Source organism: Acinetobacter sp. S4400-12 (assembly GCF_024129495.1).
Classification (GTDB): domain Bacteria; phylum Pseudomonadota; class Gammaproteobacteria; order Pseudomonadales; family Moraxellaceae; genus Acinetobacter; species Acinetobacter lwoffii_C.
Genome location: NZ_JAMXYB010000001.1, coordinates 194446 through 207571 on the forward strand (window position 1 = coordinate 194446; position 13126 = coordinate 207571).

Sequence of the window (13126 nt, forward strand, 5' to 3'; positions counted from 1 at the left end):
GCAAATGCTAATATTTTGAACTTTGTTTCTTTATCGTACGCATGCTGAAAAAATGCAGGAATCCACTCAACTATGGAAAATCAAACAGCGCAAACTATGCCTTCTCTGATTGAAGTAAAGAATTTAAGCTTCAAGCGCGGGGAACGTGTGATTTATAAAGATGTGAGCCTCAGCATTCGTCGCGGACAGATTACCGCTATTATGGGTCCATCCGGGACTGGTAAAACAACATTATTGCGCTTGATTGGTGGCCAGTTGACGCCAGATCAGGGGCAAGTCCTGCTCGATGGGCGGGATATTGCTCAGATGTCGCGATCCGAGCTTTTTTCGGCGCGTGCGCGTATGGGCATGCTCTTCCAGAGTGGGGCCTTGTTTACTGACATGAGTGTCTATGAAAACGTAGCCTTTCCAATCCGTGCTCATACTAAATTACCTGAACATCTGATTGCTGAAATTGTAGCGCTGAAACTGGAGTCTGTGGGTTTACGTGGCGCTGAGCAGATGATGCCTTCAGAGTTGTCTGGTGGGATGAATCGCCGGGTAGCACTGGCAAGAGCCATTGCACTGGATCCGGAGCTGATCATGTATGACGAGCCATTTGCCGGCCAAGATCCGATTGTGATGGGGGTTCTGACCCGTTTGATCCGCTCATTACGTGAAGCACTGGATTTAACGACCATTATTGTTTCGCATGATGTGGCAGAAACCTTATCGATTGCCGATTATATCTATGTAGTGGCAGAAGGAAAAATCCAAGGTGAGGGCACACCGGCAGAGTTGAAGGCACATCCTTCTGCTTTTGTTCAGCAGTTCCTGACCGGAGCCGTCGCAGGGCCTGTGGATTATCAGTTCAGCCATAAACCCTATTTAAATGATGAGGTGCGTTCATGAATGCTATCGCCCAGCTGGGGAGACGTGTGATTGAGCGTGTCCGCGGTATAGGGGTTGCGGCCCTGATGCTGTTGCAGATTCTGTTTTCCATACCCACCTGGATCGGTGTCAAACTGTTTATTTACCAGATGTATCGGGTAGGCGTATTATCGCTGCTGATTATTGTGGTGTCTGGTCTGTTTATTGGGGCGGTACTGGGCTTACAGATGTATACCATTCTGGCGACTTTTGGCAGTGAGGCCATGCTGGGTACCGCAGTTGCTTTGACTTTGTTGCGTGAATTGGCACCTGTGGTTGCAGCCTTGCTGTTTGCCGGACGAGCCGGTTCTGCCCTGACTGCAGAAATTGGCCTGATGAAAGCCACTGAACAGTTATCCAGTATGGAAATGATTGGTGTTGATCCACTCAAAAGAGTGATTTCACCGCGTTTATGGGCGGGGATTTTTAGCCTGCCAATGCTGGCCGTGATTTTTGCTGCTGTCGGAATTATGGGTGGCAAAATGGTCGGAGTGGACTTTCTGGGGGCAGATGAAGGCGCCTACTGGAGTGGGATGGAAAATACGGTGCAATTCTATAAAGATATTTTGAATGGCACTATTATTAAAAGTTTTGTATTCGCATTAATCTGTACCTGGATTGCGGTATATCAGGGCTATGCCTGTGAGCCAACTTCGGAAGGTATTGCAACTTCTACAACGCGTACAGTGGTGTATTCTTCATTGTGCGTTTTAGGCTTTGATTTCGTGTTGACTGCGGTCATGTTCGGAGGTATTTAATGAAATCACGTACAAGTGAGCTGGCCGTTGGTGTTTTTGTCATTCTGTTTGGTATTGCACTGTTTTTCCTGGCCATGCGTGTCAGTGGACTGGTAGGAACCAATATCGCGGACAGCTATAAAATGACGGCGACCTTTGAAAATGTCAATGGAATTAAGCCGCGTGCCAAAGTGGCGTTAAGTGGCGTCAAAGTCGGCCAAGTCGATGAGATTACGCTTGATCCGGTAACCCGTTTAGCCACTGTGCATATGACACTGGATGGCTCCCTGACGACCTTTAATGCCGAACAGCTGAAACAGGTCCAGCAAGAAGCATTAGAAGAGTTACGTTATAGTTCCGATTATACAGTGGCAGATCCTGCTCAACAAAAAACAATGGAAAAGCAACTGTTAGATAACATGAAATCCATCACTAATATTGATGAAGATGCTTATATTATGGTAGCAACCAATGGTTTATTGGGTGAAAAATATTTGAAAATCATCCCAGGTGGCGGTCTGAATTATCTTAAACGTGGTGATCAGATTGCCAATACCCAAGGCACCATGGAAATTGAAGACCTAGTGACGAAGTTTATTACCGGTGGTGCCGGCAAATCGTCAGATAACCCGGAAGATGCCTCGGAAGACGCTGCATTTTCAGGAACAACCGATGCAGAACCTGCATTTGTTGAATAGTAAATTGAGGAGATTCGAGTGAAGACTCTAGTAAAACAAACGCTTGCCGTGAGCATTCTTTCCACCATGATGACCGGTACTGTGTTTGCTGCACCGTCTGAAACGCCGCCTGCATTTATCAAAAAAGTGGCAGATGGCTTGATTGAACGCCTCAAAGCTGATCATGCCAAATTGCAGAATAATCCTGCGTTGGTAAAAACGATTATCCGTCAAAATCTTGATCCGTATATTGATTCACAGTCTTTCACCCGTATTGTGATGGGAACTTATGCAACCAACCAGTACAGTACTGCGGCGCAGCGTGCACAGTTTGAGAAGAATTTCCGTGAAACTTTAATTGTGAATTATGGTACGGCGTTCTCCAAGTTCAGTAATCAGACCTATAACATCCGTCCATACAAAGCCAGCAATAGCAAAAACCCGGTAGTGACGATTGATTTTAATAACAATGGCGAGAAAATTCCGGTGGCTTTCCAGCTGGTGGATAAAGGTTCGCAATGGAAAATCCGTAACATCAACGTTTCCGGTATTGATCTGGGTCTTCAGTTCCGTAACCAGTTTGCGGCCACTGTAAAACGTAATGGCGGTAATCTGGATAAGGCCATTGCCAACTTCAAGCCGGATGCAGAAGCGGCAATTGACAAGAAATAACAAGATAGGTGAGCTGTGATCCAATTCAATGATCAGGAATTGCAGGTGTCAGGTCAAATTAATTATGAAAATGCGCAGGACTATTATCAAAAAGGTCTGCGCGTGATTCAGGCACAAAGCCAGTTTCCGCTGGTGGTGAATCTGGCCGCACTTGAACATGGCAGTACCTTGGCCCTGGCGGTTCTAGTGCGTTGGTTACGTCAGACCCCACAGGCCCAGGGACTTCAGTTTAAGGCAGTGCCTGCAAAAATGATGAAGATCATTCAAGCCTGTCATTTGCAGGATGATTTGCAGATCATCAATTAAAAAAAAGCACCGATGGGTGCTTTTTTATTTTTATAGAATTGAATGTATGAGGTTCCCTCTCCTGATAGGAGAGGGCTAGGGAGAGGTGAATTATTCATAACCCTCTCTCTAACTCTCTCCCATAGGGGGAGAGGATTGCAACGTCCTTTAAATCCACTTCTTCCATCTAAAGTAAATTAATGGGCCAATCAGAAAACCAATCAGAATGATGCTGACCATCACAAAGCTCATCGTTCCTTGAGCAAAAGGCAGTACATCGGTGTTCATACCGTAGATACTGGCAATCAGCATCGGAGGTGCCAGCATACTCGGTAAAATCGAGAAGCGACGAATGGTGTCATTCTGTTCAGTATTAATAAATCCGGAGGTGGTGTCCAGCAGGAAGCGGACTTTCTGGAACAGGAACGCATCATGTTCGACCAGCGAGCGCACATCTTCACTCAACTCGCGAATATCTGCATCATAAATATGACTGCCCAATGCCCGGGGACGGGACAGAAAGGTCAGCACCCGACGTAAATCAATTAAACAGAGCTGCGCTTTTCCAAGCATATCTTCCAGCTGGGCCAGACGGGTAATCATGTCATCCAGATCCAGAATCTGTTCCCGATGCCGGTTATTCAGGACTTCGGTGGAGTATTTTTCCAGGTCTTTATGTACATCTTCCAGAATATCGGCCAGCTCATCCAGCTTGGCTTCCAGCAGGCCGAGCAGAATCCAGGTCGGATCGTTGTAGTCGATTTCATAATCATTACGGCGTGCACGCGCCCGGAAGGCCCGGAAAGCAACCAGTTTTTCACCCCGTAAGGTGAACAGCCGCTCCTTGTGCAGGATGAAAGCCACAGTCTGAACCGTTGCCAGAATGCTGGCTTCATCTTCATGTTCACTTTCGAGCTGATAATTTTTATTTTTCGTTAAAAAATAAGTACTGACATGCAAAATACCGTCATCATCACGGTAGAATCGGGCACTTGAAGAAATATCTTCCAGCGATTTTAAAGTCGGCAGGTTTTGCCCATAGGCGTCCAGGATCCATTGTTGCTCTTCCTGTGAAGGTGCAATTAAATCGACCCAGACTAATTCCGGATGCAGGTCGAAATCACCATTGATGGTGGCATCTTCTAAGCTACCGCGCCCTGTGGCATAAAAAGCTTCAAGCATGCTCTCTTTTCTCCCCTGCGCAGTATGTAAATCTGAATGGAGGTATTTTAGACAAGGAATTAAATAAAAACACTGATTGTAGGGTTATTTTTGAAAAAAAACTGTCAGAGCACACTCTGGTACACTATTCGCTTAATGGAATGATGAAAATGATGAATTCTATCGCAATTTTTTGTGGTTCAGCCTTAGGCTCAGAACCGCGTTATGCACAAATTGCTGAACAGGTCGGACAGACATTGGCCACACGACAGCAAATGCTCGTCTATGGCGGTGGCCGGTCGGGCTTGATGGGTGTGGTTGCAGACAGTGCCTTGGCTGCTGGCGGTAAAGTTACAGGTGTCATTCCACGCGCACTGGTCAACCGTGAGTTGGCGCATCCGGATATTACCCAGCTGTTTGTGGTAGACAACATGCATGAGCGTAAAACCAAAATGTCTGAGCTGGCCCAAGGGTTTATTGCCATTCCGGGCGGTGCGGGAACACTGGAAGAAATCTTTGAGCAGTGGACCTGGGCACAGCTGGGTATTCATCAGAAACCCTGTGCATTTTTAAATGTAGATGGTTTTTATGACGACCTGCTCAAGTTTATCCGAATGACCACAGAGCAAGGATTTACCAAGGCACGTTTTACCAATGCGTTAATTGTCAGTGATCATCTTGAGGATATTTTAGAGCAGTTTGAAAGCTATCGGCCGCCTGAAGCAAAATGGGGTATGGTTGATCAAACCGATCTTGTAAAATAGCGCTCTTTCTTTGATTCGCACCAGATCCATGAACACAATTACAGTGGCAGCAGCTATCATTTTAAATTCAAGCCAGCAGTTGCTGGTGGTTCGCAAGCAGGGAACAGACTGTTTTATGCAGGTGGGCGGTAAGCTGGAGCCGGATGAAGTACCTGAACAAACCCTGTTACGGGAAATTCAGGAAGAAATTGGCTGTCAGGCGCAAATACAGCAATGTATAGGACGCTTTGAAACACTGGCCGCCAATGAGCCTGATCATCAGCTCATCAGTTATGTCTATCTGGTTGAGCTGGCTACTGAGCCGCATATTAAGGCTGAAATTGCTGAGATGAAATGGGTAGATGTGGGGCAGAAGGATGTTCAGTTGGCTCCGTTGACGACAGAAATTGTCATACCTTGGGTAAAAGAATATCTGTTGGTATCCGTGTGATTGAGATTACATTCTGGCGCCAGCCAGACAGGCTGCATAAATATGCTGGCAACCCAGCTCTTTGAGTTTGTGGCTTAAAGCACGCACCGAGCTGCCCGTTGTAACGACATCATCAATGATCAGGACTTTCCGGTAGCGTATTGTTGAAGAAGTCGCGATTTGGAACTGCGCTTCAATATCTTCCATGCGTTCTAGACGGCTTAAACCTTTTTGTGAATGCTGTTTCATACGCTGAACAGGCTGCCAGAGCGGCACATTGAGTTGTTGGGCCACCTGCTTGGCCAGTAATAAAGACTGGTTATAGCCGCGTTCGACCAGGCGCTCTGTAGAGATCGGCATCGGCACCACGGCACTGACTTTAGGAAAATTCAAACTCAGCAGGGCACCGGCCAAAAGTGGCTCCAGATGCAGCTTTTGCTCATATTTAAATAACTGGATTAAGCGATCCATCGGATAGGCATACTCACAGGCCACCTGAAACTGGATGTCCTGACGTTGAATGGTCTGATGAGCCCACGGTAACTGCTGCCAGCAATCCTGGCAGACAGAATGCAGGGCCTGATGGTCCGTGTGGCATAACTGGCAGGGCTGTAAACGGTTCAGCCAGTGCTTGCCTTGTTGCAGTATATTAAACATAAGCATAGCGCGGTGCCTCGGGAAGCCAGCGTTTGAGCAAGGCTGCTGCCTGTTTTGGATAATCTTTCAGCATTTGCTGGGCCACATAGTGTGCCTGACCCAGCAGATGATCATCGCGCTCCAGTTTGGCCACCCGAAAGCCCATATCACCTGTCTGCTTGGTTCCCAGTAATTCTCCCGGACCGCGTAATTCCAGATCTTTTTCAGCAATCATAAAGCCGTCATTGGTTTCTCGCATGATGCGCAGGCGTTCCTGACCATTTTGTGACAGAGGATGCTTATAGAGCAGGGCACAGAAGCTGGCTTTGGCACCGCGACCAACCCGGCCACGCAGCTGATGCAGTTGTGACAGACCCAAGCGTTCAGCATTTTCAATGACCATAATTGACGCATTGGGAACATCCACGCCGACTTCGATCACAGTGGTGGCAATTAACAGCTGCAGTTCATTCTGTTTAAACTGCTGCATCACGGCCTGTTTTTCATCGGCTTTCATTTTGCCATGCACCAGGCCGATATTCAGCTCCGGAAAACGCTCCTTAATTTCGGCAAAAGTCGCTTCGGCGGCTTGGGCATCCAGCGTTTCCGACTGTTCCACCAGGGTGCAGACCCAATAGGCTTGTTTGTCTTCGGCGCAGTTACTTACAATGCGCTGTAAAACCTCCTCACGCCGGTCAAGTGGAATGGTCACGGTCTGAACCGGAGTACGGCCCGGTGGCAGTTCATCAATGACTGAAGTATCCAGATCACCATAGGCCGACATGGCGAGGGTACGTGGAATCGGGGTGGCGGTCATGACCAGCTGATGCGGAGACATGCCATCCAGTCCTTTGTTTCTTAGCGCCAGACGTTGATCCACTCCAAAACGGTGCTGCTCGTCAATAATCACTAGGCCGAGTTTGGCAAACTCGACATTTTCCTGAAACAGCGCATGAGTCCCAACCACGAGATGCGTGCTACCCTCCCGGATCAGCTGTTCGGAGGCTGCACGGGCTTTGCCTTTTTGCTTGCCGGAGAGCCAGGAGACAGTCAGCCCCAGTGGCTCAAACCAGCGCTTAAAATTCAGATAATGCTGCTCAGCCAGAATTTCAGTCGGTGCCATCAAGGCCACCTGCCAGCCTTCTTCCAGGGCATGACAGGCCGCCACTCCAGCAACCAGGGTTTTTCCGGCGCCAACATCGCCCTGAACCAGACGCAACATCGGTTTGTTTTGTTTCAGGTCGTGGGCAATCTCTTTCGATACCCGCTTTTGTGCGCCGGTCATTGCAAAGGGCAGACTGGCCAAAAGCTGCTTGGCATAAGTTTTACTGGGTGCAAATGAAGGGGCTTCAATCTGCTGGAGAAAAGAACGTCGGGTCAGCAAACTAATTTGGTGTGCGACCAGTTCTTCAAAAATCAGCCGCTGCTGTGCCGGATGTGAACCTTGGCTGAGCTGCACCATATTGGCATTCAGCGGTGGATGATGAATATATTCCAGCGCCTGCTTGAGATCATAGCCATTGCTAAATTTCTGCGGTAACAGCTCGGGCAAATCATCACTGTGCAGTTCCAGTGCCTGCTTGATATATTCACGCAGTTTGGGCTGGGTCAGTCCTTCAGTCGATGGATAGATGGCGGTGAGCTGGGTATGGGGCAGAGGGGTGTGTTCAGTAATGACTTGCAGTTCCGGATGATACATTTCCAGACCACGCGCACCGACCCGAACCTCGCCAAATACTCTTAAGCGATTACCCAGCTTGCAGCGGTCGGTAATTCCCTTATAGATATGATAAAAACGCAAGGTCACTTTACCAGAATCATCGTCTAGTAGAATCGCCATCGACTTGCGTTTGCCGGGTGGAAAATCCACTCCTTTGACTGTGCCTTCCAGCAAATAGCTGCGTCCCACGTTTAATTGATTCATGGGAATGATCGTGCTACGGTCTTCATAATCGCGTGGCAGATGAAAAAGCAAATCATCAGTATTCAAGATATTCAGTTTTTCGAGTAAAGCAGCGGCGGCATTGCCAACGCCTTGTAACTGATGGACTGCGGCCATGTCTCCTCAACCTGGTCTGTGATTCGGTGTTTAATGCATATTTTATTTATTGGTTATGGTAAAACATCCGAGCGGGTAGCTAAACAATTATTTGAACAAGGTCATCAAATTAGCACAGTTAGCCAAAGTCCCAAAACAGATTCATTTGCAACTCATCTGATGCAGGATGTACATACCCTGGATTTAACAGCAGTTGCACCAATTGACTGGGTCTATGTCTTACTGAGTCCAAAACAAAGGGCGGTTGAAGGTTATCAGCAGACCTATCTGGATTCGGTTCAGCCCATTGTGGCAGCCTTGAACATGCATCCAGTCAAACGCATGGTGGTGGTTTCATCGACTCGGGTGTATGGACAAAATGCCGGCGAAAGCGTGGATGATGACACTGCAATCCATCCTCAGGATGCTCAGGGTAAAATTTTGCAGCAGATGGAGCAGGCTTATCTTGCCGCCTATCCTGAGCAATGCACGATTATCCGTCCCAGCGGAATTTATGGCACTTCGGTCAGGCGGATGCAACACATGGCCGTATCCATGACCCATTATCCGAATCTGCACTGGTCGAACCGGATTCATATTGAAGATCTGGCACGGTTCCTTGCTCACTTGATTCACGTGGAACATCCTGATTCTTCTTATATTGTGACCAATAACCAGCCTCAGCTTTTAGCTGAAGTATTGCAATGGTTCCAGCAGCAGATGCGAATTCCTTTGCTTCAGGTGGAAAGTCACAAGGTGACAGGCAAAAAGCTGTATGCAACCCGAATGCAGAAAACTGGATTTAGATTCAACCATCCAGACTGTTTTCAGGATTATCTGGAGTTGATGAAGTAAGCTTTCCCTCTTTCTGTTAAGAAAGGAATTAAACACTTCCTCTTGTTGGAGAGGGTTCAGGGAGCCAGGATTTGACCCTAATGAACATCTGGCAGCGAACTGCATCCCTCCTAAAATAAAAAAGAGAGGCAAATGGCCTCTCTTTTATTTAAAACTTACTTTTTCTTCTTGCGTCTGGCACGTTTTTTGGCCTGTTCAGCCGCAACCGCATCCAGTGCTTCTTTCAGCTCTTCATCGGTAAAGGCCGTGATGTGATGTAGCATCTGGAGCTTCACGTCATCCAATACCAGATTGGCATATTGCGCCACATTGGTCAGCTGTTCATCATAGACAATGGCATTGTCTGCATTGGTACTGAGATAGCCTTTCTGGGTCAGCACTTTAATAAAGCTTTGGAACAGGGCCTTATCAAAGAATTCTGGCGAATTGAATTCATACAGTACGGACAGACGCTGACCGACCAAATGACTCAGTTCCTCTACCTGACGGGTCGAGATATTGCCTGAACCACGCTGGGTGATTAGGGCTAGCGTCATATAATAGCGTTCCAGACTTTGTGTCACCGGTGCCGTCAAGACTTCCAGTTGGTGATAGGCTTCAGTATTTGGTGCAGGGGCCACCAGATTTTTGCCTTCTTCAGCAATCAGTTTGCTGACAATTAAAGCGTCAATATAGGCATTGACCTGTTCCTGAATTTTATCTTCCGCCCATTTCAGGAACAGCTCGGCTTTCAGGAATGGATAAAGCGTACTGCTGACATTGATTACGTCCTTACGGCGAATCGTACCGTTATGTTCAACCAGCGCTGCAATCAAGGATGGCAATACAAAGGCATGTACGATGTTGTTACGGAAATAGGTTAACAACACAGCCTGATTATCTTCAATTGCAATAATATCGCCAAGCACATGTTTCACGCGTTTGACCAGTTTCAGTTTCATGGCATAAGCCACGATTTCTTTACCTGAAAGTGGTGTGACCTGCATGCGCTCATCATATGGCAAGGCAATCAGCAGATTACGGTAGGTATCCAGCTGCTTGATACAGACTTCTTCATCCAGCGTGTGTTTTGGCGTCGCCAGCAAGATCAGCGACAGCAATGAAACCGGGTTAATGACGACGGCACTGTTGATATTTTCCAGAATTGCCTGAGCAGAACTGTTGACGGCTTCAGATACAGCGGTTGGAATTGGATCATCATTCTTGGCAATCTGAATATTTTCTGCACCATGCTGTTTCAGCATGTCATCCAGAAACACTGGTTCACCAAAGTTTAGATGCACCTTGCCAAAAATACGTTCAATTTTGCGTAAAGTTTTTAGAATACCAAAAATAGATTCAGCTTCTTTTTCTTTCCCGTTCATTTCACCAACATAGGTGCCGCCTTCCATGAGACGTTCATAGCCAATATAGGTCGGCAGGAAGACAATCGGTTTGGCCTTGCCACGTAAATGACCGTGTACCGTCATGGCCAGCATACCAGTCTTTGGCGGAAGCAGACGGCCTGTGCGTGAACGGCCACCTTCAATAAAATATTCCAGTGGGGTGTTACGTGACAGGATGCTGTACAAATATTCCTTAAACACAGTGGTATACAGGGCATTACCACGGAAAGTCCGGCGGATGAAGAATGCACCACCACCACGTAGAATCTGACCCACAAATGGCATATTCAGGTTGTCGCCCGCAGCAATATAAGGCACCATCAGGCCACGTTTATAAATGACATAAGACAGAAGCAGATAGTCGATATGGCTGCGGTGACATGGCGTATAGACAATTTCATAGTCCTTGGCCAGTTCACGCACGGTGCTGAAGTTATGCACTTCAACGCCGTCATAAAGCTGGGTCCATAAACGGGTCAGAGCCTTGTCTGCAAAACGCACGGTTGAGTGCGAATAATCCGATACAATTTCATTTAAATAGCCAATTGCACGGCGCTCCGCTTCAAGCATTGAAATCTTGCTGCGGATACTTTCGTTCAGGATCGCTGCCTGTACATCGGTCGATTTAATCAGGCCATGCATGACATTACGTCGATCTGACAGATCTGGCCCGAGTACCACTTCACGCTGTGCATCCAGATAATCGTTCAGGTTGCAGACAATATACGTGGCCGGCGATAAATTCGGATGGGTTTCTTTGGCAAAGTCAATCATGGCACGCAAGGACTTCGACTCATGAAACTCTAAATAAGACTGACGACCGTGCAGGCCGATATTGACCAGCTGTTTTACCCGGCTTGGAGTCGACCAGGTATCGGTAAATAACAGTTTAAACCAAGAATCTTCTTTTTCAGGCTCACGTCCCCACAGCACGGTGACCGGAATTAGTTCGACATCCAGTTCCGGATGTTTTTCCAGTGCCTCAATCAGACGTAGCAGACGTGGCGGAAAAGCATGCGCTGGAGCGCTGAGTAAATTATTATCATCATGATACTGCAGGAACAGCAGCGAGGTTTTTTCTTTGAGTTCACCGAGCTCGAGTGAATCCAGAGCCGGCGGTATTTTCAGACGGCGGGTCTCAGCATCCACGACCAGCGCATTACTGCGAGAGTGATTCTGTAAAACGTAGCAGATAATTTTCTGTGATGTCGGGGCGGTCTGGTCAGTGGCTGGAGCAGTCACTTCACTTGGTACTTCCCCAAGAACCTGAGGGGTTACCACCAGATCAAGCAGCTTGCTTGAAAGCTTGCGGTAGATTTGACCAAAGCCATTCTTGGACATAGTTACTCCTAATTTACTGACCAAAACTACTAGACTTCTGAAGAGGAATGATTGTGTATGATTCTTTATAGAAACGATATGTCATTTTGAACACATTCAACAGAAGCCGTGCAATTTTAGCGCGAAATTCAGGGTATTTCCTAGTAGCTTGTGCAATTGATATGACAGGACAGTCAAGCAATCTTTAGGGTTTTGGTCTGAATTTATGGCAGAATATTCCAGTTTATTTGTATACATGTGTATTTTTACTGGGGAATTTCCCCGCCATCGAATAGGTTGCCTATGAATGCCTTAACCCAGGAACTGGTCGAGCTGCTCAGCTTAGAAAAGTTAGAAGAAAATATTTTTCGTGGAATTAGCCGCAATCTGGTCGGCAAGCGTGTGTTCGGTGGGCAGGTCTTGGGTCAGGCCTTGCGTGCGGCCTCTTATACCACAGACCGTCCAGCGCATTCTCTGCATGCCTACTTTCTGTTTGGTGGCGATGTTAACGCTCCGATCATCTATGAGGTTGACCGTATTCGTGATGGCAAGAGTTTTGTCAGCCGCCAGGTGCGTGCAATCCAGCATGGCCGGATCATTTTTATGTGTATGGTGTCTTTTGCCCAGCAGGAAGAAGGGCTGAACTATCAGATTTCGGAGCCTGAATATCCGCCAGCGGAAAGCCTGAAAAATGAAGTGGCCTTGGTCCAGCAGATGATTGAGTTTATTCCGGAAAATGTCCGTGCTTCTTTTACTCGTGAACGTCATGTCGAAATTCGCCCGGTCAATCCGCAAAATCCGTTTCAGCCCCAGCCTGAAGCACCTTCTTATGCACACTATATCCGTACCCATGACCGGATTGCTGCAGAAGTCGATGACATCTCCCTGCATCAGGCCATTGCGGCGTTCTATTCTGACTTTACCTTGATGACCACGGCGCTACGTCCGCATGGCCTGAGCTATCTGTCTCCAAGCCTGCAGTGTGCGAGCATTGACCATGCCATGTATTTTCATAAGCCATTCCGGGTAGATGAGTGGATGCTCTATGACATGGAAGCAACGCAAAGTGCTAGTTCACGCGGCCTGAACTTTGGACGGATGTGGCAAAATGGCGAGCTGGTCTGTAGTACCACCCAGGAAGGCCTGATTCGTTTACGTGAAATTGAAACCCAGTAAATCAGCATATAAACCTACATCAAGCCGGACTCCAGATCCGGCTTGATACTTTTTCAGAGAGGGGTGTTTATAAAAAATTACTCGATTCTCCAGTTCTTGCGT

13 protein-coding genes are annotated in these 13126 nt (G+C 47.4%); 9 read left to right on the top strand and 4 right to left on the bottom strand.

The window, feature by feature from the left end; translation table 11 throughout:
• Positions 1 to 72 precede the first annotated feature (72 nt).
• The 5 genes from NI461_RS00905 to NI461_RS00925 are packed head-to-tail and all read left to right on the top strand — an operon-like array spanning position 73 to position 3301.
• Positions 73 to 891 carry an ABC transporter ATP-binding protein gene (locus tag NI461_RS00905; protein ID WP_253156149.1) on the top strand — a complete coding sequence of 273 codons (819 nt, stop codon included), beginning with the start codon at positions 73 to 75 and terminating at the stop codon, positions 889 to 891.
• Entirely contained in the window at positions 888 to 1667 is a 780-nt protein-coding gene (mlaE, locus tag NI461_RS00910) for a lipid asymmetry maintenance ABC transporter permease subunit MlaE (protein ID WP_151205495.1), read from the top strand. The genes NI461_RS00905 and mlaE overlap by 4 nt, the downstream gene beginning before the upstream one ends.
• Positions 1667 to 2344, top strand: a complete 678-nt coding sequence (locus NI461_RS00915) for an outer membrane lipid asymmetry maintenance protein MlaD (protein ID WP_253156151.1) — start codon at positions 1667 to 1669, stop codon at positions 2342 to 2344. Before mlaE ends, NI461_RS00915 begins: the two co-directional genes overlap by 1 nt.
• An 18-nt stretch (positions 2345 to 2362) precedes the next feature.
• Positions 2363 to 2995 (top strand): phospholipid-binding protein MlaC, encoded by a 633-nt coding sequence (locus NI461_RS00920; RefSeq protein WP_151205493.1) that lies wholly within the window; start codon positions 2363 to 2365, stop codon positions 2993 to 2995.
• 15 nt (positions 2996 to 3010) lie between these two features.
• On the top strand, positions 3011 to 3301 hold the full coding sequence (locus tag NI461_RS00925; RefSeq protein WP_151205492.1) for an STAS domain-containing protein: 291 nt from the start codon (positions 3011 to 3013) through the stop codon (positions 3299 to 3301).
• A 147-nt stretch (positions 3302 to 3448) separates the two neighbouring features.
• Here NI461_RS00925 and NI461_RS00930 read toward each other — a convergent pair whose 3' ends face one another.
• Positions 3449 to 4462 carry a CorA family divalent cation transporter gene (locus NI461_RS00930; RefSeq protein WP_151205491.1) on the bottom strand — a complete coding sequence of 338 codons (1014 nt, stop codon included), beginning with the start codon at positions 4460 to 4462 and terminating at the stop codon, positions 3449 to 3451.
• Between the two features lie 152 nt (positions 4463 to 4614).
• On the opposite strand from NI461_RS00930, the gene NI461_RS00935 reads away from it, so the two are divergent.
• Positions 4615 to 5205, top strand: a complete 591-nt coding sequence (locus tag NI461_RS00935; RefSeq protein ID WP_151206743.1) for a TIGR00730 family Rossman fold protein — start codon at positions 4615 to 4617, stop codon at positions 5203 to 5205.
• A gap of 28 nt (positions 5206 to 5233) precedes the next feature.
• A complete protein-coding gene (locus tag NI461_RS00940; RefSeq protein WP_253156153.1) occupies positions 5234 to 5635 on the top strand; it encodes an NUDIX domain-containing protein in 402 nt (133 codons plus the stop codon).
• 6 nt (positions 5636 to 5641) lie between these two features.
• On the opposite strand, the gene NI461_RS00945 is transcribed toward NI461_RS00940, so the two are convergent.
• Together NI461_RS00945 and recG are read right to left on the bottom strand one after the other, a co-directional pair.
• Positions 5642 to 6277 (bottom strand): ComF family protein, encoded by a 636-nt coding sequence (locus NI461_RS00945; RefSeq protein ID WP_253156155.1) that lies wholly within the window; start codon positions 6275 to 6277, stop codon positions 5642 to 5644.
• Positions 6264 to 8309: an ATP-dependent DNA helicase RecG gene (gene recG, locus NI461_RS00950; RefSeq protein WP_174660286.1), complete on the bottom strand. Its 2046-nt coding sequence runs from the start codon at positions 8307 to 8309 to the stop codon at positions 6264 to 6266. The genes NI461_RS00945 and recG overlap by 14 nt, the downstream gene beginning before the upstream one ends.
• A 33-nt stretch (positions 8310 to 8342) precedes the next feature.
• Here recG and NI461_RS00955 point away from each other — a divergent pair, with 33 nt between their 5' ends.
• The gene (locus NI461_RS00955; RefSeq protein WP_253156165.1) at positions 8343 to 9143 is read left to right on the top strand and encodes an NAD(P)H-binding protein; all 801 of its coding nucleotides are present in this window, start codon (positions 8343 to 8345) and stop codon (positions 9141 to 9143) included.
• A 155-nt stretch (positions 9144 to 9298) separates the two neighbouring features.
• Here the strand turns inward: NI461_RS00955 and plsB are convergent, their stop codons facing one another.
• Entirely contained in the window at positions 9299 to 11869 is a 2571-nt protein-coding gene (gene plsB, locus NI461_RS00960) for a glycerol-3-phosphate 1-O-acyltransferase PlsB (RefSeq protein WP_253156167.1), read from the bottom strand.
• Between the two features lie 282 nt (positions 11870 to 12151).
• Here plsB and NI461_RS00965 point away from each other — a divergent pair, with 282 nt between their 5' ends.
• The gene (locus NI461_RS00965; protein WP_151206728.1) at positions 12152 to 13024 is read left to right on the top strand and encodes an acyl-CoA thioesterase II; all 873 of its coding nucleotides are present in this window, start codon (positions 12152 to 12154) and stop codon (positions 13022 to 13024) included.
• Positions 13025 to 13126 lie beyond the last annotated feature (102 nt).